The sequence below is a fragment of the Pseudomonas sp. PDM19 genome (assembly GCF_014852215.1).
Lineage (GTDB): Bacteria > Pseudomonadota > Gammaproteobacteria > Pseudomonadales > Pseudomonadaceae > Pseudomonas.
This window is the reverse complement of record NZ_JACVBG010000002.1, coordinates 1,378,549-1,403,922: the sequence shown is the minus strand read 5'-3', so window position 1 is coordinate 1,403,922 and position 25,374 is coordinate 1,378,549. Positions and strand designations below refer to the sequence as shown.

Genomic DNA, 25,374 nt, shown 5'->3' with positions numbered 1-25,374 from the left:
CGGAGCGCAGGTCATGGCCGATAACGCCCCCTCGCGGCTCAAGCTGGGCGCCCTGCTGCTGCCGCTGCCGGTGGTTCTGATCGTGTTCTACGTACTGCCCTTCCTCGGCGTGCTCGGCTGGAGCGTGACCCTGCCGGAGCCGGGGATCGAGCAGTACCAGCGGATCATGACGGACCCGGCGATCCACGACGTGCTCTGGCGGACCTTCCGTCTGTGCACCACGGTCAGCGTGATCTCCCTGCTGATCGCCTACCTGATGGCCTACTGCTGGGTCTACAGCCCGCCGTTCTGGCAGCGCGTGGTGGAAATCTGCGTGTTCATCCCGTTCTGGCTGTCGGTGCTGGTGCGCGCCTTCGGCTGGCTGATCGCGCTGCGCAGCAACGGCCTGCTCAACGACTGGTTGCAGTACCTGGGCATCACCAGCGAGCCGTTGCAGCTCACCCGCAACGAGATGGGCGTGGTGATCGGCATGGTGCACTTCATGGTGCCCTTCGCGCTGTTCCCGCTGGTGTCGACCATGCGCCGCCTGGACCCGCGCGTGCTGCTGGCCGCGCGCGGCCTGGGCGCCGGGCAGATGCGCACCTTCTGGAGCATCTTCGTGCCGCAGACCATTCCCGGCATCCTCGGCGCCTTCATCATCGTCTTCGTGTTCTGCCTGGGCTTCTTCATCACCCCGGCGATCCTCGGCGGCGGGCAGACCGTGATGGTGGCCGAGTACGTCTACCTGCAGATGTTCCAGACCAGCAACTGGGGCCTGGGTGCCGCGCTATCGGTGGTGCTGCTGGCGCTGGTCAGCGGGATGATCTGGGCGCTGCTGCGCATGACCCGCGTCGACAAGCTGGTCGGCTGAGGACTCAACGATGAACGCACACGAAACCAAAGCCCCTAGCCGCCTGCTGGCGACCATGGCGATGATCTTCATGGTCTTCCCGCTGCTGGCGGTGATCCCGGTGTCCTTCACCAGCAAACGCTTCCTCTCGATGCCCAACGGCAACTGGTCGCTGCGCCACTACCAGGCGCTGCTGGACAGCCCGGAATGGCTCTCGGCGATCGGGCAGAGCCTGATGGTCGCCACCGCCACCTGCATCATCGCGACCGCGCTGGCGGTGAGCTTCAGCCTCGGCATCTGGTACCTGCGCTCGCGCCTGGCGACCCTGCTGATCGGCCTGGTGCTGCTGCCCATGGCGATCCCGCCGATGATCTCGGCGATGGTGCTGTACTTCATGGAAACCAAGGTCAGCCAGTTCGCTCCCGGCCTGGGCTACGACACCCTGTTCGGCCTCACCATCGCGCACATCGTGATGGTGGTGCCCTACGGTGTGGTGACCATGCTGGTGGCGCTGAGCCAACTGGACCGGCGCATCGAACTGGCCGCGCGCAACCTCGGCGCGAGCCTGGGCCAGACCACCTTCATGGTGGTGCTGCCGAACCTCAAGCTGGGCGTGGCGAGCACCGCACTACTGTGCTTCGCGCTGAGCTGGGAGGAGATCGCGGTGACCCTGTTCGTCACCAGCACCGAGGTGAACACCCTGCCGCGGCAGATCTGGTCCGGCCTGCGCGACAACATCGACCCGGCCGTGGCGGCCATTTCGGTGGTGCTGATCGCCCTGACCTTCGTCGCGCTGATCGGGCGGATGATCGCCCAGCGCATCGCCACCCGCCCGGTCGGCAGCTGAAGGCCAGGCGTATGACGTTCGACGTCATACGCCATCCAGCCTCGCGAAAATCACGCAGGGAAGCTCTACGCAGGATGGCGTGGAGCGCAGCGATACCCATCGATTTCCTGCGCACACAGCATGGGTATCGCTCCGCCCCACCCATCCTACGCAATTCTCATCCTGCGAATTGGGCACACAGCGGCCCGGCGGATCACTCCGCCTTCTTGCGAATCCAGTACAGGTAGGTCCCCGCCTCTTCCTGCTGTTCCACCAGCTCATGGCCGAGGAAGACGCAGAACTTGGGGATGTCGCGGCGGGTGGAAGGGTCGGTGGCGATCACCTTGAGCAGGCCGCCGGCCGGCAGGTCGCGCACCTTGTTGTGCAGCATCATGACCGGCTCGGGGCAGTTCAGGCCGGTGGCGTCGAGAATCGCATCGACAGGCTGGGACATCGCGTAACTCCAGAAAAACCAATGGCGCATTGTCGCGCAAAGCGCACCGTGCGGTCACCCCGCGTCCGTCCGGGTCACCGAACCTTGGTTGGGGGTGGGCGCTGCGGGCGCCGGGCATGCTGGCGCATTCGCCCAGCTCCCATATCGACAGGAATGACGATGCGCGCCCTCCTCTGCCTGTGCCTTGCGCTGCTCGCCGGCTGCGCCGCCCGCGACCAGGTCCCCGACTTCAACGCCAGCGAAGGCAAAGACCTGCCGGCCACCTGGTTCGAGGCAGTCATCACCGCCCGCGACGGCACCAGGCTCTCCGCCACCGTGTTCCAACCGGCGCTCAAGGCCGGCGAAAACGCCCCGCTGATCGTCCACACCCACGGCTGGGGCGGCTGGCGGGTGACCGGACCGGATGGTTACTACGGCAAGAACATGATGTCCGGCCGCGCCGCGCTGCGCGCCTGGAAGGCCGGTTTCTGGGTGGTCAGCTACGACCAGCGCGGCTGGGGCGGCAGCGACGGGCGCATCGAGATGATGAACCCGCAGTTCGAGGTGCAGGACGCCAGCGCGGTGATCGACTGGGCTGCCACGCACCTGGCGCGGCTGGCAATGGACGGCCCGAACGATCCGCGCGTCGGCATGCTCGGCGAAAGCTACGGCGGCGCCGTGCAACTGCTGGCCTCCGCAGAAGACTCGCGCATCGATGCCATCGTCCCCATCGCCACCTGGTACGACCTGGCCGATGCCCTGGCACCGGATGGCCAGCTGAAGATCGGCTGGGGCGGCGTGCTGGTGAGCCTGGGGCTGGCCACGGGCTACGACCTGGGCAAGTTCGTCCAGGCCGATTACCTGCATACCACCGGTGGGCGCATGGCTGCACCGGTGCAGGCGGAACTGCATGCCAACGGCCTTGCCAGCTATTGCGCGGCCGGGCGCCTGCCCCACGCTGACGCCCTGCTGATCCAGGGCCTGCGCGATACGCTGTTCCCGCTGGACCAGGGCCTGCAGATCCGCCAGTGCCTGAAACAGGGCCCGGCGGACGTGCGCCTGCTGGGCATGCAGGGCGGGCACATCCTGCCGCCGCCGTTGCAGGCCTGGAGCGGACTGCCACCGTTCAACAACGAGCCGGTGATCCACTGCGGCTCGCGGGCGATCAACCTCTACACCGGCATCGTCGCCTGGTACGAGGAAAAGCTGCGCAAGCGCCCCGGCGCCGCCGACGGCGTGCCGGACCTGTGCATCAGCCTCGATCTTGACCAGGGCGTGGCGCTGGATGATCTGCCGGCTCCCGGCCCCACCGTGGCATTGCCAGACACTGCCATCCGCCCGGCAGTGAGCGGCCTGCTGCAGCCTTCAAGGTTCATCCCCTTGCAGCGCGTCAGCGAACACAGCGCCCTGCTCGGCAGCGCCGAAGTACGCCTGAACCAGCCGCTGACGGAGCGCCCCGACGCGCAGTTGTTCGCCGCCCTGGCGATCCGCAGCGCCGATGGCAGTACCCGACGCCTGGACGAACAAGTGAAACCGCTGGCGAATCAGGGCAGCACGCGGCTGAACGCCGTCAGCGCCAGCCTCTCGCCGGGCGATGAAATCGGATTGCTGGTGAGCGGGTTCAGCGACCAGTACCTGTTCAACAGTTCCTGGCGAATTGCGCCGGTAGAGCTGCAGGGCGAAGTACAACTGCCCACCCTCATCCCGCTGCAACCACGAGTCGCGGGCTCCCTGTAGGAGCGTCCCATGGACGCGATCGCGGGCATGGCCCGCTCCTACAAAGGGGCGGACCCTCAGCGCAAAGGCCCGTCCGGCGCTTCGTCCAGCTGCGCCAGCAGCATCGGCTGACCATCGCCCTCGGCGGGCAGCAGCGCCCACTGCTCCTTCTTGCCCAGGCGGCGGTATACCTGTTTCACCTGGCTACCCAGCGGCAAAGGCGCCTTGAAGTGCGCGTCCAGGCGCACGTTCTCGGCCAGGCGGCGGCCAGTGAGGCTGCGCGCCAGGCCCCACATGCCGTGGGCGAAGGGCTTGCCGAAGCCATAGTGCGAGGCCATCAGCCGCGACAGGTGCAGCGGGTTGAAGTCGCCGCTGAGCCCGGCGTAGCGCCAGCCGACGATCTTCGGCACGCGCCACTGCACACCGGAATGCACCGGTGCTTCCAGGGTGTGCCACTGGGCACGCTCGGGCAGCGGATCGGGCTCGCTCCCGCCATCGAGGAAGTCGCCCCGGCGCAGATAGGTGGTGATCGACTGCCAGTAGAGCATGTCGTGGTGCCAGGCCTCGGTGACCACGTCCACCTCCAGGCCCAGTTCGCTGCGGCGGCTGGTGAGGATGCGGCAGTCGAACTGCAGCGGCTCGTTCTCGTCGAGCAGACGGTAGCGCTGGATATGGCTGCGCAGGTGGATCAGCCCGACCACCGACAGCGGCATGCGCGAGCGGCTGAGCAGGCGCAGGTGCAGCGGCAGGCTGATGACCTGCGGATAGAGCAGCGGCACGCCCAGCGTCGGGTCGAGGCCGAAATGCTGGCGGTACGCGCGCAGGTGGCGCAGGTCGAATTTCAGGGTGCGGCTGTCCATCGCCAGGTAGGGCACGCGCTCGCCCTGGCCGAGGCCACGGCGTGGCAGCAGCATGCGGCTGTAACTGCCCAGGAGGGAGGGCAACTTTCGCTTCACGAAGGTCTCCGGAAGATCTCGCGCCGCACAGCATGGGCAATGCCGGGCGACGCGGCAAGTCACCGAAGGTCGGGTGGCGTGACCGGGCAGTTGCGCGTCGCTAGCGCTCGCCCTTCTCAATGCGGCGCAGGTGGCAGGTCACTTCCTCACGGTCGTGGTAGAGCTGCTTGCAGCCGATCTGCACCTTGAGCCCGCGCTCGCGGAAGGACTCCTCCAGGCGGTCGAGGATGCGCCGCACCTCGGCGTAGCGCTGCTTCATCGGCAGCTTGAGGTTGACGATGGCCTCGCGGCACAGCCCCTCGCCGATCCAGGTTTCGATCATCGCGCCAGTGCGCGCGGGCTTCTCGACGATGTCGCAGACCATCCAGTCCATGCGCTGGCGCGGACGGAAGGCGTAACCGTCAACGCGCTGGTGCTCGACCAGCCCGGAGTACATCAGGTTCTCCGCCATCGGCCCGTTGTCCACGGCGACCACGCGCATCTCCCGGTTCACCAATTGCCAGGTCCAGCCGCCGGGCGATGCGCCCAGGTCCACGGCAAGCATGTCCGGCGCCAGGCGGCGGTCCCAGTCGGCGCGGGGAATGAAATGGTGCCAGGCCTCTTCCAGTTTCAGCGTCGAACGGCTGGGCGCCTCGCGGGGGAACTTCAGCCGCGGGATGCCCATGGGCCACATGGCGCAGTTGCGCGCCTCGGCCAGTCCGATGAAGGCCTCGCGGCCGGAACGGAAGGTCAGCAGCAGGCGCGGCAGGCTGGGGTCTTCCACCAGCTTGCCGGCTTTCACCAGGGCGGCGCGCAGGGGCTTCTCGAACTTGCGGCAGAAAGTCGAAAGTTCCTTGCCATCGTTGGTGTCGAACACCTCCAGCCAGAGGCTGCCGCATTGCGCAAAGCCGGCGAGGGCTTCGAGGATCGCGCCGATACGGTCGGTTTCCGGCAGCGCAGTGAAGCCGTTACCACGCGCCCACTGACGCGGGAAGATCAGCTCAGGGAAACGCAGCTGGCGCATCAGGCGGTCAGCGCCATCGGCGTCCATGCAGATGAACTCGGCGTAGGCGGAGGCCGGCTTGGCTCGGGCGTAGCCGGGGATGTCCAGGCGCGCGGCGTGCTCGGACAGCTCGGCACAGACCTCGTTCTCGAAGCCCGGACGGCAATGCAGTAAGAGGGTATTCATCGGGGTGTCTCCTTGGCCGCGCACTATAGAGGCTGCCCACGAAGGTTTCATGCAGATTCGCCGGAAATATCCCACGACCTGAGCCACTTGTTCTGAACCCCACTCAGGAACCTGGGGTCCAGAACAGATGGCAATACCCCTTCGGGCGGTCTAGCTTGAGTGGTCTGGCCCAGCCCGCCAGAAGACTGCCCGATGATTGCCCTGCCTGGCGAAGAGTGCCCCCGATTGCGGCCTGTCTGAAGTAGGCCTGCGATGGATCAGGACGTTAGCGCCCTGCTTCGCCAAGTATCGCCAGTGCGCCGTAGATCGGCCGCGCTGCCGATCACGAGCAGAATCCAAGCCTGAGGAGAATGTCATGCCCGCAGTGGATAGCCTGAACAGCCTGCGCACCCTTGAGGTCGCCGGCAAGACCTATCACTACTACAGCCTGCCTGAAGCGGCGAAGAGTCTGGGGGACCTGGGCAAGCTGCCCATGTCCCTGAAAGTCCTGCTGGAAAACCTGTTGCGCTGGGAGGACGACAACACCGTCACCGGCGACGACCTCAAAGCCCTGGCCGGCTGGCTGAAGACCCGCAGCTCCGAGCGAGAGATCCAGTACCGCCCCGCCCGCGTGCTGATGCAGGACTTCACCGGCGTACCGGCGGTGGTCGACCTCGCCGCCATGCGCGACGCCATGGCCAAGGCCGGCGGCGACCCGCAGAAGATCAACCCGCTGTCCCCCGTCGACCTGGTCATCGACCACTCGGTGATGGTGGACAAGTTCGCCAGCCAGTCCGCCTTCGCCCAGAACGTCGAGATCGAGATGGAGCGCAACGGCGAGCGCTACGCCTTCCTGCGCTGGGGGCAGAACGCCTTCGACAACTTCCGCGTGGTGCCGCCGGGCACCGGCATCTGCCATCAGGTCAACCTGGAGTACCTGGGGCGCACCGTCTGGACCAAGGACGAGGACGGCCGTACCTACGCCTTCCCCGACACCCTGGTCGGCACCGACTCGCACACCACCATGATCAACGGCCTCGGCGTACTCGGTTGGGGCGTGGGCGGCATCGAGGCGGAAGCGGCCATGCTCGGCCAGCCGGTGTCGATGCTGATTCCCGAGGTGATCGGCTTCAAGCTGACCGGCAAGCTGAAGGAAGGCATCACCGCCACCGACCTGGTGCTGACCGTCACCCAGATGCTGCGCAAGAAAGGTGTCGTCGGAAAATTCGTCGAGTTCTATGGCGACGGCCTCGCCGACCTGCCGCTGGCCGACCGCGCCACGATCGCCAACATGGCCCCGGAATACGGCGCCACCTGCGGCTTCTTCCCGGTGGACGAGATCACCCTGGGCTACCTGCGCCTGTCCGGCCGCCCGGATGATGCGGTCAAGCTGGTGGAGGCCTACAGCAAGGCCCAGGGCCTGTGGCGCGAGACAGGCCACGAACCGGTATTCACCGACTCCCTGCAACTGGACATGGGCGACGTCGAGGCCAGCCTCGCCGGGCCCAAGCGCCCGCAGGACCGCGTTGCCCTCGGCCATGTCAGCCAGGCCTTCGATGACTTCCTCGGCCTGCAGATCAAACCTGCCTCCACCGAGGAAGGCCGCCTGCTCAGCGAGGGTGGTGGAGGCGCCGCCGTGGGCGCGGCAGCCCAGACCGGCGAGGCCGACTACCAGCACGACGGCCACACCTATCGGCTGAAGAACGGCGCCGTGGTGATTGCCGCCATCACCTCCTGCACCAACACCTCCAACCCCAGCGTGATGATGGCCGCCGGCCTGCTGGCGAAGAAGGCGCTGGAGAAGGGCCTGCAGCGCAAGCCCTGGGTGAAGAGCTCGCTGGCTCCCGGCTCCAAGGTGGTCACCGAGTACTTCCACGCCGCCGGCCTGACCCGTTATCTCGACGAGCTGGGCTTCGATCTGGTCGGCTACGGCTGCACCACCTGCATCGGCAACTCCGGCCCGCTGCTCGACCCCATCGAGAAGGCCGTGCAGCAGGCGGACCTGACCGTCGCCTCGGTACTCTCCGGCAACCGCAACTTCGAGGGCCGCGTTCATCCGCTGGTGAAGACCAACTGGCTGGCCTCGCCGCCGCTGGTGGTCGCCTATGCACTGGCCGGCAGCGTACGCACCGACCTGACGAAAGACCCACTGGGCACCGGCAAGGATGGCCAACCGGTCTATCTGAAGGACATCTGGCCGACCCAGAAGGAAATTGCCGACGCCGTACAGAAGGTCGACACGGCGATGTTCCACAAGGAGTACGCCGAAGTCTTTCAGGGCGATGAGAAATGGCGTGCGATCCAGGTGCCGGACGCCCAGACATACACCTGGCAGGACGATTCCACCTACATCCAGCATCCGCCGTTCTTCGAGCACATCGCCGAGGCGCCACCGAAAGTCGCGGATATCCAGGGCGCCAACATCCTCGCGGTACTGGGCGACTCGGTGACCACTGACCACATCTCCCCCGCCGGTAACATCAAGAAGGACAGCCCCGCCGGCCGCTACCTCAGCGAGCACGGCGTGGCCTATGCCGACTTCAACTCCTACGGCTCGCGCCGTGGGAACCATGAGGTGATGATGCGCGGCACCTTCGCCAACATCCGCATCAAGAACGAGATGCTCGGCGGCGAGGAAGGCGGCAACACGCTCTACGTTCCCACCGGCGACAAGCTGGCGATCTACGACGCCGCCATGCGTTACCAGCAGGACGGCACGCCGCTGGTCATCGTCGCCGGCAAGGAATACGGCACCGGTTCGTCCCGCGACTGGGCGGCCAAGGGCACCAACCTGCTGGGCGTGAAAGCCGTGATCGCCGAAAGCTTCGAACGTATCCACCGCTCCAACCTGGTGGGCATGGGCGTGCTGCCGCTGCAGTTCCAGGACGGCCAGGACCGCAAGGCGCTGAAGCTGACCGGCAAGGAAGTGCTGAGCATCAGCGGCCTGTCGGGCGAGCTGAAGCCGCACATGAACCTCAAGGTCACGGTGAAGCGCGAGGACGGCAGCCAGGACAGTTTCGAGGTGCTCTGCCGCATCGATACCCAGAACGAAGTCGAGTACTTCAAGGCCGGCGGCATCCTCCACTACGTGCTGCGCAGCCTGATCTAAAGCGGTGCGGCGGCCTGCAACGGGCCGCCGCACTCCTTCTTTCGTTTCATTTCCGTGACCGATGGCGATACGCTATCGTCATTCTCTCGGCGTCACTCTTCTGACATTTTTCTGTGATCGCCATCAAATTTTCGATCCAGCGGCCGATAAGCTGGACAGACGTGCCAATTCGCCTTTCTCCGAGATCCCAGCCTGATGCGCAACAACCAGCCGATCACCCAGCGTGAACGCACCTTCCCCGCCGAACAGCGGCTGATCTCCACGACCAACGCCCGCGGTGTCATCAGCTACGTCAACGATGCCTTCAGCGCCATCAGCGGCTTCTCCCGCGAGGAGCTGGTGGGTGCCGCGCACAACCTGGTGCGACATCCGGACGTGCCACCGGCGGTGTTCGCACACATGTGGACGACCCTGAAGAAAGGCCGCCCCTGGATGGGCATCGTCAAGAACCGCTGCAAGAACGGCGACCATTACTGGGTCAGCGCCTACGTCACGCCGATGTACGAGCACAACGAGATCGTCGGCTACGAATCGGTGCGAGTGAAGCCCACCGCCGAACAGGTACGCCGCGCCGAAGCGCTGTACGCGCGGATCAATGCCGGCAAGTCGGCCATCCCCGCCCGCGACCGCTGGTTGCCGGTGCTGCTGGACTGGCTGCCGTTCATCCTGATCGGCCAGATCGGCTTCCTCATCGGCGTCTGGCTGAACTCCCACTGGGGCTTCCTGCTCGCCGCACTGCTCTCGATCCCGCTGGGCCTGGCAGGCCTGGGCTGGCAGCAACGCGGGCTCAAACGCCTGCTGCGCCTGGCCGAGCAGACCACATCCGACCCGCTGATCGCGCAGATGTACACCGACAGCCGTGGTGCCCAGGCACGCCTGGAAATGTCGATCCTCAGCCAGGAAGCGCGGCTGAAGACCTGCCTGACCCGTCTGCAGGACACCGCCGAAACGCTCACCGAGCAGGCCCGTGAAGCCGACTCCCTGGCCCACCACAGCTCCGCCGGGCTGGACCGCCAGCGCCAGGAAACCGAGCAGGTCGCCACCGCCGTCAACCAGATGGCCGCCACCACCCAGGAAGTGGCCGACAACGTGCAGCGCACCGCCGACGCCACGCGCCAGGCCAACAACCTGACCACCGAAGGCCGGCAGATCGCCGCCGAGACCCGCGAGGCCATGCAGCGTCTTTCCAGCTCCGTGGGCGAAACCGGTGAAGCAGTCAGCCAACTGGCCCGCGACAGCGAGCAGATCGGTGGCGTGGTGGACGTGATCAAGGGCATCGCCGACCAGACCAACCTGCTGGCGCTCAACGCCGCCATCGAAGCTGCCCGCGCCGGCGAGATGGGCCGCGGTTTCGCCGTGGTCGCCGATGAAGTCCGCTCCCTGGCCCAGCGCACTGCCGAGTCCACCGGGCAGATTCACCAGCTCATCGCCAACCTGCAGAACACCGCCACCGAGGCGGTGCGCGCCATGGACTCCGGCCGCCGCCAGGCCGATGAAGGCGTGGAGCGCGTGCTGCAGGCGGACAACGCGCTGGTGGGGATCAGCGACGCGGTGGCCAACATCACCGAGATGGCCACCCAGATCGCCGCCGCTGCCGAGGAACAGAGCGCCGTGGCGGAAGAGATCAACCGCAACATCAGCACCATCGCCAACCTGGCCGACCAGACCTCCGGCGAGGCCCAGCGCACCGCGCTGCTCAGCGAGGAGCTGACGCAGACTGCGCACCGCCAGTACTCGCTGGTGGAGCGGTTCAACCGCTGAGTACGGGCCTGCTGGACGACTTGTAGGAGCGCGCCATGCGCGCGATCGCGGGCATGGCGCGCTCCTGCAGCGGATGCCTATTTAGCTACTTGAAGTCCCACTGCATCTGAGCCGGGATGCTGACATCCCGCGAGGAGTGCACGCACACGTCGAGGTAGTCGGTAAAGCGCGGCGGCGCGGCGATGCCCTCATCCAGCAGACGCTGGTTGTCGAACAGGTAGTTGAGGTCCGCGAAGCCGCTGTACAGGCGTAACGCCCGCAGCACCAGGCGTGGGTTGGCCTTGCCGATGCGGCTCTCGAAGCTGCCGGCCAATTCGCGCAGGTTCTCGCTGCTGACCTTGCGATAACGCGCGCCCACAGGCTCCTCGCCACGAGCGTCGGCATAGGCGCGATCGATCTCGCCGAAGGTGCACGCCGAACCGTGGCCGGCAGAGATGTGGTAGAGGCTGTGGCTCAGTGTCGGCTTCAGCGCCAGGGCTACCAGCGCTTCGGCGCAGTAGTCCACCGGGATCACATCAATCTGCTCGTCCAGGCCGCAGGTGAAGCTCTCCAGGGCGAAGCCCATGCGGAACACCCAGAAAATGCTCCCCGACGCACGACAACCCAGTTCGCGGTGCCCAACCACGATGGACGGGCGCGCCACCACCAGCGGCAACGACGGCAGTTCCTCGCGCATGCGCCGCTCGATCTCGGCCTTGGAGGCGGTGTAGTCCACCAGTTGCTCTTCGCTGTCGGGGAAATCCCAGGACTCGCACACTGGCGACTCGCGCTGCGGGCCGCAGCACATGGCGGTCCCTACATGGAGGAAGCGCTTGAGGTTGCGCGACTGGCTGAGCAGGCGGGCAAACGCAAAGGTGCCCTCGACGTTTACCGGCCAGATGCTCGGGTTCTTCGAGAACGAGGCCACCGCCGCGCAGTTGATCACCTGCTCCACACGCATGAGGCGGGCGCGCTCGCCCTGCATCCAAGCGGTGTCCAGCAGGTCGCCGCAGAGAATCTGGTTCTCTTGAAGGCCCTCCAGCGCAGTCTCCGGCACGCAGTGCAGGCGCAGGTTGTCGCGCAGCCGCTCCAGGCCCTGCTCCGGGGTTTCTGCCCGGACGAGGAACAGCAACGCCAGGCTGTGACCGTCGGCGATCAGGTGAGCGGCGACGGCGCCGCCAAGAAAGCCGGTAGCGCCAGTCAGCAGCAGGCTGTGCGCGGCGCCGGGGGCGTATCGGAAGGGTTGGGTGGCAATGCGTTCAGCGTAATCGGGGTTCATGGCAGCGTTCGGCCTGTCCTCTGGAAGCGGGGCGTCGACTGCGGAGAGCCGACGCCGGCGAGGATAGGAACGCCTGCATTAAGGACCGATTAGCGCAATAGAAAAGCTTCGATCCTCGCGGCGGTGCTTTCCAGATGCTGCTCGTGGGTCAACCCGGAAGCCTTGAGCGGTTTGAGGTCGTGGTCGGCAGCCGCCAGCCACTGCAGCTGGATTGCCGGCGACAGCGAGTAGCCCTCGACCGTGGCCCGATCGCCCAGCGCATCACGTTCGCCCTGCACGATCAGGGTCGGCGTCTGCAGTTCGGCGAGATGGGCAACCCGAGGCTTCTCCGGCTTGCCGGCGGCGTAGAACGGGTAGCCGAGACAGACCAGCGCATCAGCGCCAAGCTCGTCCGCCAGCAGGCTGGCCATCCGCCCGCCCATGGACTTGCCGCCAATGGCCAGCCTGCCCTGCACCTCGGCGCGGACCTGCGCGTAAACCTGCCGCCAGCACTCGAGCAACTGCTTCTGGGGGTTTGGCGGACGACGCTTTCCATCCTCCCGGCGCATAGCCATATAGGGGAACTCGAAGCGCACCACGGAGATACCCCTTTCGGCCAGGCGCGCGGCAATGTCGTCCATGAACGGACTGTCCATCGGCGCACCCGCTCCGTGCGCCAGAACCAGCGTCGCTGACAGTTCGCGCCGTGCCGGGTTCCGCAGCAGCGACAAAGGACCGCAGGCGCCCGCGACAGGGGTCTCAGGTGCCAATTGATCCGAATCAATATTCCGGGAAGTGCCTTTATCCATCCTTCACTCCGCTAATTCCGAATTAGTACCTATCCCAAGGGGGAGGGGCGGCATACGCCGTAAGCCGTAAAAAACCTTGCCGGGATGGGCATAGCCCATAACCGTGGATGGAAGCCCATAAATGAGCACAACCAATCAGACCGCTTATAACTATAAGGTGGTCCGCCAGTTCGCCATTATGACAGTGGTGTGGGGGATCGTCGGCATGGCCGTCGGTGTCCTGATCGCCGCGCAACTGGTGTGGCCGGACCTTAACCTCGGCTTACCGTGGACGAGCTTCGGCCGCCTGCGTCCGCTGCATACCAACGCGGTGATCTTCGCCTTTGGCGGCTGCGCACTGTTCGCCACCAGCTACTACTCGGTGCAGCGTACCTGCCAGACCCGCCTGTTCTCCGACACCCTCGCTTCCTTCACCTTCTGGGGTTGGCAGCTGGTGATCCTGTGTGCCGCCATCACCCTGCCGCTGGGCATGACCTCCTCCAAGGAGTACGCCGAGCTGGAGTGGCCGATCGACATCCTGATCACCATTGTGTGGGTTTCCTACGCCATCGTCTTCTTCGGCACGCTGATGAAGCGCAAGACCAAGCACATCTATGTGGGCAACTGGTTCTTCGGCGGCTTCATCCTGACCGTGGCCATCCTGCACGTGGTCAACAACCTGGAAATCCCGGTCAGCCTGACCAAGTCCTACTCGCTGTACTCGGGCGCCACAGACGCCATGATCCAGTGGTGGTACGGGCACAACGCCGTGGGCTTCTTCCTGACTGCCGGCTTCCTGGGGATGATGTACTACTTCGTGCCCAAGCAGGCCGAGCGTCCGGTCTACTCCTACCGCCTGTCCATCGTGCACTTCTGGGCACTGATCGCCGTCTACATCTGGGCCGGCCCGCACCACCTGCACTACACCGCCCTGCCGGACTGGGCTCAGTCCCTGGGCATGGTGATGTCCCTGATCCTGCTGGCTCCGAGCTGGGGTGGCATGATCAACGGCATGATGACCCTCTCGGGCGCCTGGCATAAGCTGCGCACCGACCCGATCCTGCGCTTCCTGGTGGTTTCCCTGGCCTTCTACGGCATGTCCACCTTCGAAGGCCCGATGATGGCCATCAAGACCGTCAACGCCCTCTCCCACTACACCGACTGGACCATCGGCCACGTACACGCCGGCGCTCTGGGCTGGGTAGCCATGGTCTCCATCGGCTCGCTCTACCACATGATCCCGAAGGTCTTCGGTCGCGAGCAGATGCACAGCGTGGGCCTGATCAACACCCACTTCTGGCTGGCCACCATTGGCACCGTTCTGTACATCGCCTCGATGTGGGTCAACGGCATCACCCAGGGCCTGATGTGGCGCGCAGTGAACTCCGACGGCACCCTCACCTACTCCTTCGTCGAAGCCCTGGCCGCTGGCCACCCCGGCTTCATCGTGCGGATGATCGGTGGTGCCATCTTCCTGCTGGGCATGCTGGTCATGGCCTACAACGTCTGGCGCACCGTCGCTGCCGCCAAGCCGGCTGAAATGCAAGCCGCGGCGCAGATGGCCTGAGGAGACCGACATGAAACACGAAGTACTCGAGAAAAACGTCGGCCTGCTGGCCCTGTGCATGGCCGTCGCCGTCAGCATCGGCGGCCTGACCCAGATCGTCCCGCTGTTCTTCCAGGACGTCACCAACACCCCGGTGGAAGGCATGAAGCCCTACACCGCGCTGCAACTGGAAGGCCGTGACGTGTACATCCGCGAGGGCTGCGTAGGTTGCCACTCGCAGATGATCCGTCCGTTCCGCGCCGAGACCGAGCGCTACGGCCACTACTCCGTCGCCGGCGAAAGCGTCTGGGACCACCCGTTCCTCTGGGGCTCCAAGCGTACCGGTCCGGACCTGGCCCGCGTCGGCGGGCGCTACTCGGACGACTGGCACCGCGCGCACCTGTACAACCCGCGCAACGTGGTGCCGGAGTCGAAGATGCCCGCCTACCCCTGGCTGGTCGAGAACAAGCTCGACGGCAAGGACACGGCGAAGAAACTGGAAGTGATGCGTGTCATGGGCGTGCCCTACACGGACGACGACATCGCTGGCGCCAGCGATTCCGTCAAAGGCAAGACCGAAATGGACGCGGTGGTCGCGTACCTGCAGGTCCTCGGCACCTCCATCAAGAACAAGCGGTGACAGCATGGATATCGGGACCATTCGCGGCCTCGGCACCGTCATCGTGATGGTGGCCTTCGTCGGCGTACTGCTCTGGGCTTACGGCGGCAAACGCAAGGAGCGCTTCGACGAAGACGCGCTACTGCCCTTCGCGGATGACCCGGCAGCCAAGCGTCACGCTGAGCAAGAGCAAGCTTCTAGGAGCAACAACGCATGACTACCTTCTGGAGTCTGTACATCACCGTTCTAACAGTCGGCTCGCTGATCGCCCTGCTGTGGCTGGTATTCGCCACCCGCAGCGGGCAGTCCTCGAACACCACCGACCAGACCATGGGCCATGCCTTCGACGGCATCGAGGAATACGACAACCCGCTGCCCAAGTGGTGGTTCCTGCTGTTCGTCGGCACCATCGTGTTCGCCGCCGGCTATCTGGTCCTCTACCCGGGCCTGGGCACCTGGAAAGGCATCCTGCCGGGTTACGACGGCGGCTGGACCCAGGACAAGCAATGGGAGCGCGAAGAAGCCCTGGCCAAGGAAAAATATGGCCCGATCTTCGCCAAATACGCCGCCATGCCCGTGGAAGAAGTGGCAAAAGACCCGCAAGCCATGAAAATGGGCGAGCGTCTCTTCGCCACCTACTGCTCCATCTGCCACGGCTCGGACGCCAAGGGCGCCCAGGGCTTCCCGAACCTGACCGACAGCGACTGGCGCTGGGGCGGTACCGCCCAGGACATCGAGACCACCATCCTCGGTGGCCGTCACGCTGCCATGCCGGCCTGGGGCGAAGTACTGGGCGAGAAAGGCGTTCAGGACGTCGCCGCGTTCGTCACCGCCAACCTCGACGGCCGCAAGCTGCCCGAAGGTGTGACTGCGGACAACGTCGACAACGGCGGCAAGCTGTTCGCTACCACCTGTGTCGCCTGCCATGGTCCGGAAGGCAAGGGCAACCCGATCATGGGTGCGCCTGACCTGACCCACCCGGGCGCCTTCATCTACGGCTCCAGCTACGCACAACTGCAGCAGACCATCCGCCACGGCCGCCAGGGCCAGATGCCAGCGCAGGAGCAATACCTGGGCAAAGACAAAGTGCACATTCTCGCCGGTTACATCTACAACATTTCCGGCCAGGCGAAGTAAACTCCCCGCCCCCAACTCGCGCCCACTAAAACGGGCGCGAGTTTCTTACCCCCGCAATATCGCGACGAAGTGTCGCACCCTCTCTATCTCCTTTCTTCACACCCTTCCGGTTCACGTCTAAGCTGGATTCCATTCGCAAACCTGCAATACGACTAACCTGACCCACTTCCCAGGTTGGTACGGGCGACTCGAAACAGGCGCAAACAGCGGCGCAAAGCGCTTCGGAGCAGGCGTCGAACCGGCACCGTGCCAAGGCCCGGCGCGTTGCAATGGCCACCTGCTTTCTCCATACTTGCCGCCGTTTTTTTGTCCATAAAATCCAAAAACCGTGGAACCTTAGAATGAGCACAGCAATCAGTCCGACTGCTTATAACTATAAGGTCGTCCGCCAGTTCGCCATCATGACGGTGGTCTGGGGGATACTTGGAATGGGGGTGGGTGTTTACATCGCCTCACAGTTGGTTTGGCCCCAGTTGAACCTGGACCTTCCCTGGACCAGTTTCGGGCGCCTGCGTCCGCTGCACACCAACCTGGTGATCTTCGCCTTCGGCGGCTGTGCTCTCTTCGCAACTTCCTACTACGTCGTACAGCGCACCTGTCAGACCCGCCTGATTTCTGACAGCCTCGCGGCCTTCACCTTCTGGGGTTGGCAAGCGGTGATCGTGCTGGCCGGCATCACCCTGCCGCTGGGCTACACCTCCTCCAAGGAGTACGCCGAGCTGGAATGGCCGATCGACATCCTGCTGGCCATCGTCTGGGTCACCTACGCCGTGGTGTTCTTCGGCACCATCGTCAAGCGCCAGACCAAGCACATCTACGTGGGCAACTGGTTCTACGGCGGCTTCATCCTCGTCACCGCCATGCTGCACATCGTCAACAGCGCGGAACTGCCGGTGACCTGGTTCAAGTCCTACTCGGTCTACGCCGGCGCCACCGACGCCATGATCCAGTGGTGGTACGGCCACAACGCCGTGGGCTTCTTCCTGACCACCGGCTTCCTGGGGATGATGTACTACTTCGTTCCGAAGCAGGCCGAGCGTCCGATCTACTCCTATCGCCTGTCCATCGTGCACTTCTGGGCGCTGATCACCCTGTACATCTGGGCCGGTCCGCACCACCTGCACTACACCGCACTGCCGGACTGGGCCCAGTCCCTGGGCATGGTGATGTCCCTGATCCTGCTGGCTCCGAGCTGGGGCGGCATGATCAACGGCATGATGACCCTCTCGGGCGCCTGGCATAAGCTGCGCACCGACCCGATCCTGCGCTTCCTGGTGGTTTCCCTGGCCTTCTACGGCATGTCCACCTTCGAAGGCCCGATGATGGCCATCAAGACCGTCAACTCCCTGTCGCACTACACCGACTGGACCATCGGCCACGTACACGCCGGCGCTCTGGGCTGGGTTGCGATGATCTCCATCGGCTCCCTGTACCACCTGATCCCGAAGGTCTTCGGTCGCGAACAGATGCACAGCATCGGCCTGATCAACGCCCACTTCTGGCTGGCTACCATCGGCACCGTGCTGTACATCGCCTCGATGTGGGTCAACGGCATCACCCAGGGCCTGATGTGGCGCGCGATCAACGCCGACGGCACCCTCACCTACTCCTTCGTGGAAGCCCTGCAGGCCAGCCACCCGGGCTTCATCGTCCGTGCTCTGGGCGGCGCCTTCTTCGCCTCCGGCATGCTGCTGATGGCCTACAACACCTTCCGTACTGTGCGCGGTTTCAAACTGGCTGACGCCGATGCCGCTGCCCAGATCCCCGCTGTAGGAGCTCACTGATGAAGCACGAAGTAGTCGAGAAGAACATCGGCCTTCTGGCCTTCTTCATGGTCATTGCGGTGAGCATCGGCGGTCTGACCCAGATCGTCCCGCTGTTCTTCCAGGATGTGACCAACAAGCCGGTCGAGGGCATGAAGCCGCGCACCGCGCTGGAACTGGAAGGCCGTGACATCTACATCCGCGAAGGCTGCGTTGGCTGCCACTCGCAGATGGTCCGTCCGTTCCGCGCCGAGACCGAGCGCTATGGCCACTACTCCGTCGCCGGTGAAAGCGTCTGGGATCACCCGTTCCTGTGGGGTTCCAAGCGTACCGGTCCTGACCTGGCCCGCGTCGGCGGCCGCTACTCGGACGACTGGCACCGCGCTCACCTGTACAACCCGCGCAACGTAGTGCCGGAATCGAAGATGCCCTCCTACCCCTGGCTGGTGGAGAACAAGCTCGACGGCAAGGACACGGCGAAGAAAATGGAAGCCCTGCGTACGCTGGGCGTGCCTTACACCGATGAAGACATCGCCGGTGCCCGTGATGCCGTCAAAGGCAAGACCGAGATGGACGCTGTCGTCGCCTACCTGCAAGGCCTCGGCACCATCATCAAGAGCAAACGGTGACAGTGATGGATATCGGGACCATTCGCGGTATCGGCACCGTCGTAGTCATGGTCGCCTTCGTCGGCGTCCTGCTCTGGGCCTATGGCGGCAAACGCAAGGAGCGCTTCGACGAAGACGCCCTGCTGCCCTTCGCGGATGACCCGGTCGCCAAAAAGCACGTCGAGCAAGAGCAAGCTTCTAGGAGCAACAAAGAATGACAACCTTCTGGAGTCTGTACGTCACCGTACTTACCCTGGGCACCATCTTCGCCCTGGCGTGGCTGCTGTTCGCCACCCGTCGCGGTCAGCGCAACGAAGCCACCGATGAAACCGTCGGCCATGCCTTCGATGGCATCGAGGAGTACGACAACCCGCTGCCGAAGTGGTGGTTCATGCTGTTCGTGGCCACCTTCATCTTCGCCCTCGGTTACCTGGTCCTGTACCCGGGCCTGGGCAACTGGAAGGGCCTGCTGCCGGGCTACCAGGACAAGGCCGAATTCGCCAACGGCGAACAAGGCTGGACCGGTGTGCACCAGTGGGAAAAGGAAATGGCCAAGGCCGATGAGAAGTACGGCCCGCTGTACGCCAAGTTCGGCGCCATGCCGATCGAGGAAGTGGCCAAGGACGAGCAGGCCCTGAAAATGGGTAACCGCCTGTTCGCTTCCAACTGCTCCGTCTGCCACGGTTCCGACGCCAAGGGTGCCCACGGCTTCCCGAACCTCACCGACGCCGACTGGCGCTGGGGCGGCGAGCCGAAGGACATCATCGCCACCATCGAAGGCGGTCGCCACGCGGCCATGCCGGCCTGGGGCGAAGTCATCGGCGACCAGGGCGTTCATGACGTAGCTGCCTTCGTCACCACCAAGCTGGACGGCCGCAAGCTGCCCGAAGGCGTGACTGACGAGCAGGTCGCCAACGGCCAGAAGATCTTCTCCACCAACTGCGTGGCTTGCCACGGCGCTGAAGGCAAAGGCACCGCCGCCATGGGCGCGCCGAACCTGACCCACCCGGCTGCATTCATCTACGGCTCGAGCTTCGCTCAGCTGCAGCAGACCATCCGCTACGGCCGTCAGGGCCAGATGCCGGCTCAGCTGGAGCGTCTGGGCAAAGACCAGGTTCACCTGCTCGCTGCCTACGTGTACAGCCTGTCCCATGGCGAAGGTGAGAAGAGCGCCGAATAAGCCTCTCTTTCCTACACCCATAGCGACACCCAGCGGCGCCGGTTTCTACACCGGCGCCGCTCTATTTCTGGGTCCATAATTCCTTGCGCGACCAACTGTCGCACGGTTGCAACACCCACCACGCCGTATCATTGTTAGGCGTGCAAGCATATTTCTGACCCTCTCGGCATGTATCGACAGGGCGCCCTCCCGCTGCCGTGGAATGCACTGATGAGCAAACAAATTCCGGTCCAGGACGTCACTCCGCCCACCAAGGGCAAGGGTGAAAGCGTCGACCTTTATGCCTCCCGGGAAAAGATCTACACCCGAGCCTTTACCGGGTTCTTCCGCAACCTCCGCATGGCCGGGGGCGCCCTCCTCTTCCTGCTCTACTTCGGTACCGTATGGCTGACCTGGAACGGTCGCCAGGCGGTTCTCTGGGACCTGCCCGAGCGCAAGTTCTACATCTTTGGCGCGACCTTCTGGCCGCAGGACTTCATCCTCCTCTCCGGCCTGCTGATCATCAGCGCGTTCGGCCTGTTCTTCATCACCGTGTTCGCCGGCCGCGTCTGGTGCGGCTACACCTGCCCGCAGAGCGTATGGACCTGGATCTTCATGTGGTGCGAGAAAGTCACCGAGGGTGACCGCAACCAGCGCATGAAGCTCGACAAGGCCCCCATGAGCGGCAACAAGCTGCTGCGCAAGATCGCCAAGCACAGCCTCTGGCTGCTGATCGGCCTGGTGACCGGCCTGACCTTCGTCGGCTACTTCGCCCCCATGCGCGAACTGCTGAGCGATCTGGTCACCGGCCAGGCAGACGGCTGGGCCTACTTCTGGGTCGGCTTCTTCACCCTCGCCACCTACGGCAACGCCGGTTGGCTGCGCGAGCAGGTGTGCATCTACATGTGCCCCTATGCGCGCTTCCAGAGCGTGATGTTCGACAAGGACACCCTGATCGTCTCCTACGACCCGCGTCGTGGCGAGAAGCGCGGCCCGCGCAAGAAGACCGTCGACTACAAGGCCCAGGGTCTGGGCGACTGCATCGACTGCACCATGTGCGTGCAGGTCTGCCCGACCGGCATCGACATCCGCGACGGCCTGCAGATCGAGTGCATCGGCTGCGCCGCGTGCATCGACGCCTGCGACAGCATCATGGACAAGATGAACTACCCGCGCGGCCTGATCAGCTACACCACCGAGCACAACCTGTCGGGCCAGAAGACCCACCTGGTGCGCCCGCGCCTGATCGGCTACGCCATCGCCCTGTGCCTCATGATCGGCCTGCTGATCACCGCCGTCGTCATCCGCCCGCTGGTGGGCTTCGACGTCAGCAAGGACCGCGTGCTCTACCGCGAGAACGCCGAAGGCCGCATCGAGAACGTGTACAGCCTGAAGGTCATGAACAAGGACCAGAAAGACCACACCTACGTGCTCAGCGCCAAGGGCATGGATGGCCTGATCCTGGAAGGCAAGAAGGAAATCTCGGTTGCCGCCGGGGACATCTTCACCATGCCGGTGGAACTGTCCATCGATCCGGAGAAGCTGCCTTCCACCACCAACGAGATCAGCTTCACCATCCAGTCGGTGGACGACCCGTCCATCAGCAAGGAATCCACCAGCCGCTTCATCGGCCCGCGCGTTCGTTGAACCAACGCTGAACGAATTGGCACCCCATGTTGCGCATGGGGTGCCAGTACCGAACGAAGCACGTAGAATTTCGCCCGCCCCTTCACCGGGCAGCGCCCCTGCGGCACTGCCAGCGAGAGAAAAAAGACCATGCAATCGGCCATGAAAACGCCCGTGGAACCCTGGTACAAGCACCTCTGGCCGTGGATCATCATCGCCATGCTGGCCACCTCGATCGCCCTCAGCCTGACGATGGTCAACATCGCCGTGAACAACCAGGACTCCCTGGTCAGCGACAACTATTACGAAGCCGGCAAGGGCATCAACCGTTCCCTCGACCGCGAGCACCTGGCCCAGGAACTCAAGCTGCGCGCCAGGATCAGCTTCGACGAACTGACCGGCGAAGTAGACCTGCGCCTCACCGGCAACAGCCGCCCGGCCACGCTCACCCTGAACCTGCTCTCCCCCACCCTGGAGTCGCAGGACAAGCACCTGGAGCTGCGCGCCAGCCCTGCCGAGCCGGGCCGCTACACCGCCAGCCTGGATGCCGCCGTGAAGGGTCGCCGCTTCGTCGAGCTGCTCGGCGAGGAGAACGGCAAGACCTGGCGTCTGTTCGAGGAAGAGAAAGTCGCACCCGGCGGCTCCTTCGACCTCGGCGACGAGCCCCTCAGCGGAGATGAAGCCGAGCGCCCATGAGCGCCGCGCTGCTTTGTTACCACTGCGCGCTGCCGGTTCCCCCCGGCAGCCGCTTCGTTGCGCCCGTCCTGGGCGAGCCCCGCGAATTCTGCTGCCCCGGCTGCCAGGCCGTGGCAGAGGCCATTGTGGCCGGCGGCCTGGAAGGCTACTACCGCCACCGCACCGAAGCCGCGCCCAACCCCGATACCCTCCCCGAACAGCTCGCTGACGAGCTGAGGCTGTTCGACCGCCCGGACGTGCAGCAGCCCTTCGTCCAGCACCAGGGCGAACTGGCCGAGACCACGCTGATCATGGAAGGCATCAGCTGCGCCGCCTGCGGCTGGCTGATCGAGAAGCACCTCAAGGGCCTGCCCGCCGTCGCCGAGGCCGGCCTCAACCTGTCCAATCACCGCCTGCATGTGCGCTGGTCCGACAGCGAGCTGCCGCTGAGCGAACTGCTCGCCGAGCTGCGCAGGATCGGCTACGCCGCCCACCCGTTCCAACCGGACCGCGCCGCCGAGCAGTTGCACCAGGAAAACCGCAAGTCCCTGCGCCAGCTGGGCGTCGCCGGCCTGCTGTGGTTCCAGGCAATGATGGCGACCATGGCCACCTGGCCGGAATTCAACATTGACCTGAGCCCCGAGCTGCACGAGATCCTGCGCTGGGTGGCGATGTTCCTCACCACGCCCATCGTCTTCTACTCCTGCCAGCCGTTCTTCCGCGGCGCCGTGCGCGACCTGCGCACCCGCCACCTGACCATGGACGTCTCGGTGTCCCTGGCCATCGGCGGCGCCTACCTGGCCGGCATCTGGACCGCAGTCACCGGCCATGGCGACCTGTACTTCGACGCCGTGGGCATGTTCGCCCTGTTCCTGCTCGCCGGCCGCTACCTCGAACGCCGCGCCCGCGAACGCACCGCTGCCGCTACCGCGCAGCTGGTCAACCTGTTGCCCGCGTCCTGCCTGCGCCTGGATGAGAGTGGCCAGAGCAGCCGCGTGCTGCTCAGTGAACTGAACGTCGGCGACCGCGTGCTGGTGCAGCCCGGCGCGGTGATCCCGGCCGACGGCCTGATCCTCGCGGGCCAGTCCAGCGTCGATGAATCCCTGCTCACCGGCGAATACCTGCCGCAGGCGCGCCAGAGCGGCGACAGCGTCACCGGCGGCACCCTCAACGTCGAAGGCCCGCTGACCGTGCAGGTCAAGGCGCTGGGCGGCGACAGCCGGCTGTCCGCCATCGTCCGCCTGCTCGAACGCGCCCAGTCGGACAAGCCACGCCTGGCCGAACTGGCCGACAAGGCCGCGCAATGGTTCCTCGTCGCCCTGCTGGTGCTCGCCGCCGTGGTCGGCCTGTTCTGGTGGCAGCACGACGCTTCCCGCGCCTTCTGGGTGGTCCTGGCGATGCTGGTGGCGACCTGCCCCTGCGCGCTGTCCCTGGCCACGCCCACCGCGCTGACCGCCGCTACCGGCAGCCTGCACAAGCTCGGCCTGCTGGTGACCCGCGGCCACGTGCTGGAGGGCCTGAACCACATCGACACGGTCATCTTCGACAAGACCGGCACCCTTACCGAAGGCCGTCTGACGCTGCGTGCAGTAAGGCCGATGGGCGCGCTGGACAGCGATGCCTGTCTGGCCCTGGCCGCCGCGCTGGAGAACCGCTCCGAACACCCCATCGCCCGCGCCTTCGGCCGTGCGCCGCAGCCCGCCGAGAGTGTCGAGAGCCATCCCGGCCTGGGCCTGGAAGGCGTGGTCAGCGAGCGTCGCCTGCGCATTGGCGAACCGTCCTTCGTCTGTGCCCTCAGCGGCAGCGTCGCGCCCGAACACCCGCAGGAACCCGGCCAGTGGTTGCTGCTGGGCGATGAAAGCGGTGCCCTCGCGTGGCTGGTGCTGGACGACCGCATCCGCGATGACGCCGCCGACCTGCTCGACGCCTGTCGTGCCCGCGGCTGGCGCACCCTGCTGCTGTCCGGCGACAGTTCGCCCATGGTCGGCCGCGTTGCCGCCGAATTGGGCATCGACGACTGCCGCGGCGGCCTGCGCCCGGACGACAAGCTCGAAGTGCTGCGCCAGCTGCATCAGGAAGGCCGCCGCGTGCTGATGCTGGGCGACGGCGTGAACGACGTGCCGGTACTGGCCGCCGCCGACATCAGCGTCGCCATGGGCTCGGCCACGGATCTCGCCAAGACCAGCGCCGACGCGGTGCTGCTTTCCAATCGTCTGGACAGCGTGGTACAGGCCTTCGGCCTGGCCCGTCGCACTCGCCGGGTAATCATCGAGAACCTGATCTGGGCGGGGCTGTACAATGGGCTCATGCTGCCCTTCGCCGCCCTCGGCTGGATCACGCCCGTGTGGGCCGCGGTGGGCATGTCGATCAGTTCGCTGACCGTGGTGCTCAACGCCCTGCGCCTGACACGGCTGCCCAAGGGCGCCGGCGCCCCGCCAGCGACCACTGCCCTGCCCGTCGCCCCGCAAGCGGCGCAGGCGCTGCCACGGAGTTGAAATGCCCGCTCTCTACATCATGATCCCGGTCGCGGTGGTAATCGTCGGCATCTGCATCGCGATCTTCTTCTGGGCGGTGAACAGCGGCCAGTACGACGACCTGGACGGGCCGGCCCACAGCATCCTGTTCGACGACGAAGATCCCAGGCACCAGGCCGGCATCGACGAAGCCGAGGGTGACGACGCGCACGCCAGCCAGAAGCAGGACAAGCGCGATGCCTGACCTGGCGCCGCTGCTGGCGTCTGCGCTGATCCTCGGCCTGCTCGGCGGCGGTCACTGCCTGGGCATGTGCGGCGGCCTGATGGGTGCGCTGACCATGGCCATTCCGCCAGAGCAGCGTGGGCGCCGCCTGCGCCTGCTGCTGGCCTACAACCTCGGCCGCATCCTCAGCTACGCCTGTGCCGGCCTTCTGCTCGGCCTCGCCGGCTGGGCCGTCGCGCGTACGCCGTTCGCCTCGGCGCTGCGGGTGATCGCCGGCCTGCTGCTGATCGCCATGGGCCTGTACCTGGCCGGCTGGTGGAGCGGTCTGACCCGCATCGAAGCCCTGGGCCGCGGCCTGTGGAAGCACATACAGCCCTTTGCCAGCCGTCTGCTGCCGGTGGCTACGCTGCCGCGCGCACTGCTGCTTGGCGCGCTCTGGGGCTGGCTGCCCTGCGGCCTGGTCTACAGCACCCTGCTCTGGGCCACCAGCCAGGGCTCGGCGGTGGACAGCGCCCTGCTGATGCTCGCCTTCGGCCTGGGCACCTGGCCGGTACTGCTCGCCACCGGGCTCGCCGCCGAGCGCATCACCGCCCTGTTGCGCAAACGCAACGTACGCATGGCCGGCGGTATCCTGGTGATCCTCTTTGGCCTGTGGACCCTCCCCGGCCCGCACCAGGCCTGGATCATGGGCCACGACATGCACGCCAGCGCCGCCACTCCCCACCATAAAGCCGCTTGATAC

Annotated in this window: 23 protein-coding genes; 18 read left to right on the top strand and 5 right to left on the bottom strand. The window is 65.5% G+C overall.

The window, feature by feature from the left end:
- Nucleotides 1–13: 13 nt before the first annotated feature.
- The gene (locus IB273_RS14925; RefSeq protein WP_081518539.1) at nucleotides 14–850 is read left to right on the top strand and encodes an ABC transporter permease; all 837 of its coding nucleotides are present in this window, start codon (nucleotides 14–16) and stop codon (nucleotides 848–850) included.
- Nucleotides 851–860: 10 nt separating this feature from the next.
- Complete coding sequence (locus IB273_RS14920) at nucleotides 861–1,676, top strand: ABC transporter permease (protein WP_192224384.1); 816 nt, start codon at nucleotides 861–863, stop codon at nucleotides 1,674–1,676.
- A 193-nt stretch (nucleotides 1,677–1,869) separates the two neighbouring features.
- Here IB273_RS14920 and tusA read toward each other — a convergent pair whose 3' ends face one another.
- Complete coding sequence (gene tusA / locus IB273_RS14915; protein WP_015477744.1) at nucleotides 1,870–2,109, bottom strand: sulfurtransferase TusA; 240 nt, start codon at nucleotides 2,107–2,109, stop codon at nucleotides 1,870–1,872.
- A gap of 159 nt (nucleotides 2,110–2,268) precedes the next feature.
- Here tusA and IB273_RS14910 point away from each other — a divergent pair, with 159 nt between their 5' ends.
- Nucleotides 2,269–3,825, top strand: a complete 1,557-nt coding sequence (locus IB273_RS14910) for an alpha/beta hydrolase (RefSeq protein WP_192224383.1) — start codon at nucleotides 2,269–2,271, stop codon at nucleotides 3,823–3,825.
- A gap of 56 nt (nucleotides 3,826–3,881) precedes the next feature.
- Here the strand turns inward: IB273_RS14910 and IB273_RS14905 are convergent, their stop codons facing one another.
- Both IB273_RS14905 and rlmM read right to left on the bottom strand, forming a co-directional pair.
- Nucleotides 3,882–4,760, bottom strand: a complete 879-nt coding sequence (locus IB273_RS14905) for a MaoC family dehydratase (protein ID WP_081518542.1) — start codon at nucleotides 4,758–4,760, stop codon at nucleotides 3,882–3,884.
- Between the two features lie 100 nt (nucleotides 4,761–4,860).
- Nucleotides 4,861–5,928, bottom strand: coding sequence for a 23S rRNA (cytidine(2498)-2'-O)-methyltransferase RlmM (gene rlmM / locus IB273_RS14900; RefSeq protein WP_192224382.1), 1,068 nt, complete (start codon nucleotides 5,926–5,928; stop codon nucleotides 4,861–4,863).
- A 355-nt stretch (nucleotides 5,929–6,283) separates the two neighbouring features.
- On the opposite strand from rlmM, the gene acnA reads away from it, so the two are divergent.
- Nucleotides 6,284–9,016, top strand: coding sequence for an aconitate hydratase AcnA (acnA, locus tag IB273_RS14895; RefSeq protein ID WP_151187647.1), 2,733 nt, complete (start codon nucleotides 6,284–6,286; stop codon nucleotides 9,014–9,016).
- Nucleotides 9,017–9,211: 195 nt separating this feature from the next.
- A complete protein-coding gene (locus IB273_RS14890) occupies nucleotides 9,212–10,777 on the top strand; it encodes a methyl-accepting chemotaxis protein (RefSeq protein WP_081518545.1) in 1,566 nt (521 codons plus the stop codon).
- A gap of 85 nt (nucleotides 10,778–10,862) precedes the next feature.
- Here the strand turns inward: IB273_RS14890 and cprA are convergent, their stop codons facing one another.
- Complete coding sequence (gene cprA, locus IB273_RS14885) at nucleotides 10,863–12,035, bottom strand: cationic peptide resistance protein CprA (protein WP_225595023.1); 1,173 nt, start codon at nucleotides 12,033–12,035, stop codon at nucleotides 10,863–10,865.
- Nucleotides 12,036–12,124: 89 nt separating this feature from the next.
- Nucleotides 12,125–12,823 carry an alpha/beta family hydrolase gene (locus IB273_RS14880; protein WP_225610163.1) on the bottom strand — a complete coding sequence of 233 codons (699 nt, stop codon included), beginning with the start codon at nucleotides 12,821–12,823 and terminating at the stop codon, nucleotides 12,125–12,127.
- Between the two features lie 121 nt (nucleotides 12,824–12,944).
- Between IB273_RS14880 and ccoN (IB273_RS14875) the strand changes: the two genes are divergently transcribed.
- The 13 genes from ccoN (IB273_RS14875) (at nucleotide 12,945) to IB273_RS14815 (ending at nucleotide 25,371) form a co-directional block, all read left to right on the top strand.
- Complete coding sequence (gene ccoN / locus IB273_RS14875; RefSeq protein WP_138214734.1) at nucleotides 12,945–14,369, top strand: cytochrome-c oxidase, cbb3-type subunit I; 1,425 nt, start codon at nucleotides 12,945–12,947, stop codon at nucleotides 14,367–14,369.
- Between the two features lie 10 nt (nucleotides 14,370–14,379).
- The gene (gene ccoO, locus IB273_RS14870; protein WP_017516306.1) at nucleotides 14,380–14,988 is read left to right on the top strand and encodes a cytochrome-c oxidase, cbb3-type subunit II; all 609 of its coding nucleotides are present in this window, start codon (nucleotides 14,380–14,382) and stop codon (nucleotides 14,986–14,988) included.
- A 4-nt stretch (nucleotides 14,989–14,992) separates the two neighbouring features.
- Nucleotides 14,993–15,184: a CcoQ/FixQ family Cbb3-type cytochrome c oxidase assembly chaperone gene (locus IB273_RS14865; RefSeq protein WP_017516305.1), complete on the top strand. Its 192-nt coding sequence runs from the start codon at nucleotides 14,993–14,995 to the stop codon at nucleotides 15,182–15,184.
- The gene (ccoP, locus tag IB273_RS14860; protein ID WP_138214736.1) at nucleotides 15,181–16,104 is read left to right on the top strand and encodes a cytochrome-c oxidase, cbb3-type subunit III; all 924 of its coding nucleotides are present in this window, start codon (nucleotides 15,181–15,183) and stop codon (nucleotides 16,102–16,104) included. Before IB273_RS14865 ends, ccoP (IB273_RS14860) begins: the two co-directional genes overlap by 4 nt.
- A gap of 341 nt (nucleotides 16,105–16,445) precedes the next feature.
- Nucleotides 16,446–17,888 (top strand): cytochrome-c oxidase, cbb3-type subunit I, encoded by a 1,443-nt coding sequence (ccoN, locus tag IB273_RS14855; RefSeq protein ID WP_081518548.1) that lies wholly within the window; start codon nucleotides 16,446–16,448, stop codon nucleotides 17,886–17,888.
- A complete protein-coding gene (ccoO, locus tag IB273_RS14850) occupies nucleotides 17,888–18,496 on the top strand; it encodes a cytochrome-c oxidase, cbb3-type subunit II (RefSeq protein WP_017516817.1) in 609 nt (202 codons plus the stop codon). Before ccoN (IB273_RS14855) ends, ccoO (IB273_RS14850) begins: the two co-directional genes overlap by 1 nt.
- 5 nt (nucleotides 18,497–18,501) lie before the next feature.
- Nucleotides 18,502–18,693: a cbb3-type cytochrome oxidase subunit 3 gene (locus tag IB273_RS14845; protein WP_024763940.1), complete on the top strand. Its 192-nt coding sequence runs from the start codon at nucleotides 18,502–18,504 to the stop codon at nucleotides 18,691–18,693.
- Nucleotides 18,690–19,655, top strand: coding sequence for a cytochrome-c oxidase, cbb3-type subunit III (gene ccoP / locus IB273_RS14840; RefSeq protein WP_081518549.1), 966 nt, complete (start codon nucleotides 18,690–18,692; stop codon nucleotides 19,653–19,655). The genes IB273_RS14845 and ccoP (IB273_RS14840) overlap by 4 nt, the downstream gene beginning before the upstream one ends.
- A gap of 210 nt (nucleotides 19,656–19,865) precedes the next feature.
- Nucleotides 19,866–21,281, top strand: a complete 1,416-nt coding sequence (ccoG, locus tag IB273_RS14835) for a cytochrome c oxidase accessory protein CcoG (protein ID WP_192224381.1) — start codon at nucleotides 19,866–19,868, stop codon at nucleotides 21,279–21,281.
- 129 nt (nucleotides 21,282–21,410) lie between these two features.
- Nucleotides 21,411–21,956 (top strand): FixH family protein, encoded by a 546-nt coding sequence (locus IB273_RS14830; protein WP_192224380.1) that lies wholly within the window; start codon nucleotides 21,411–21,413, stop codon nucleotides 21,954–21,956.
- A complete protein-coding gene (locus tag IB273_RS14825; RefSeq protein ID WP_192224379.1) occupies nucleotides 21,953–24,430 on the top strand; it encodes a heavy metal translocating P-type ATPase in 2,478 nt (825 codons plus the stop codon). The genes IB273_RS14830 and IB273_RS14825 overlap by 4 nt, the downstream gene beginning before the upstream one ends.
- Before the next feature lies 1 nt (nucleotide 24,431).
- Nucleotides 24,432–24,653, top strand: a complete 222-nt coding sequence (ccoS, locus tag IB273_RS14820; protein ID WP_081518553.1) for a cbb3-type cytochrome oxidase assembly protein CcoS — start codon at nucleotides 24,432–24,434, stop codon at nucleotides 24,651–24,653.
- Nucleotides 24,646–25,371, top strand: a complete 726-nt coding sequence (locus tag IB273_RS14815; RefSeq protein ID WP_192224378.1) for a sulfite exporter TauE/SafE family protein — start codon at nucleotides 24,646–24,648, stop codon at nucleotides 25,369–25,371. The genes ccoS and IB273_RS14815 overlap by 8 nt, the downstream gene beginning before the upstream one ends.
- Nucleotides 25,372–25,374 lie beyond the last annotated feature (3 nt).

Coding starts and splice junctions, on each gene's coding strand:
- IB273_RS14925 (WP_081518539.1), top strand. CDS start 14: ATGGCCGATAACGCCCCCTCGCGGCTCAAGCTGGGCGCCCTGCTGCTG.
- IB273_RS14920 (WP_192224384.1), top strand. CDS start 861: ATGAACGCACACGAAACCAAAGCCCCTAGCCGCCTGCTGGCGACCATG.
- tusA (WP_015477744.1), bottom strand. CDS start 2,109: ATGTCCCAGCCTGTCGATGCGATTCTCGACGCCACCGGCCTGAACTGC.
- IB273_RS14910 (WP_192224383.1), top strand. CDS start 2,269: ATGCGCGCCCTCCTCTGCCTGTGCCTTGCGCTGCTCGCCGGCTGCGCC.
- rlmM (WP_192224382.1), bottom strand. CDS start 5,928: ATGAATACCCTCTTACTGCATTGCCGTCCGGGCTTCGAGAACGAGGTC.
- acnA (WP_151187647.1), top strand. CDS start 6,284: ATGCCCGCAGTGGATAGCCTGAACAGCCTGCGCACCCTTGAGGTCGCC.
- IB273_RS14890 (WP_081518545.1), top strand. CDS start 9,212: ATGCGCAACAACCAGCCGATCACCCAGCGTGAACGCACCTTCCCCGCC.
- cprA (WP_225595023.1), bottom strand. CDS start 12,035: ATGAACCCCGATTACGCTGAACGCATTGCCACCCAACCCTTCCGATAC.
- IB273_RS14880 (WP_225610163.1), bottom strand. CDS start 12,823: ATGGATAAAGGCACTTCCCGGAATATTGATTCGGATCAATTGGCACCT.
- ccoN (WP_138214734.1), top strand. CDS start 12,945: ATGAGCACAACCAATCAGACCGCTTATAACTATAAGGTGGTCCGCCAG.
- ccoO (WP_017516306.1), top strand. CDS start 14,380: ATGAAACACGAAGTACTCGAGAAAAACGTCGGCCTGCTGGCCCTGTGC.
- IB273_RS14865 (WP_017516305.1), top strand. CDS start 14,993: ATGGATATCGGGACCATTCGCGGCCTCGGCACCGTCATCGTGATGGTG.
- ccoP (WP_138214736.1), top strand. CDS start 15,181: ATGACTACCTTCTGGAGTCTGTACATCACCGTTCTAACAGTCGGCTCG.
- ccoN (WP_081518548.1), top strand. CDS start 16,446: ATGAGCACAGCAATCAGTCCGACTGCTTATAACTATAAGGTCGTCCGC.
- ccoO (WP_017516817.1), top strand. CDS start 17,888: ATGAAGCACGAAGTAGTCGAGAAGAACATCGGCCTTCTGGCCTTCTTC.
- IB273_RS14845 (WP_024763940.1), top strand. CDS start 18,502: ATGGATATCGGGACCATTCGCGGTATCGGCACCGTCGTAGTCATGGTC.
- ccoP (WP_081518549.1), top strand. CDS start 18,690: ATGACAACCTTCTGGAGTCTGTACGTCACCGTACTTACCCTGGGCACC.
- ccoG (WP_192224381.1), top strand. CDS start 19,866: ATGAGCAAACAAATTCCGGTCCAGGACGTCACTCCGCCCACCAAGGGC.
- IB273_RS14830 (WP_192224380.1), top strand. CDS start 21,411: ATGCAATCGGCCATGAAAACGCCCGTGGAACCCTGGTACAAGCACCTC.
- IB273_RS14825 (WP_192224379.1), top strand. CDS start 21,953: ATGAGCGCCGCGCTGCTTTGTTACCACTGCGCGCTGCCGGTTCCCCCC.
- ccoS (WP_081518553.1), top strand. CDS start 24,432: ATGCCCGCTCTCTACATCATGATCCCGGTCGCGGTGGTAATCGTCGGC.
- IB273_RS14815 (WP_192224378.1), top strand. CDS start 24,646: ATGCCTGACCTGGCGCCGCTGCTGGCGTCTGCGCTGATCCTCGGCCTG.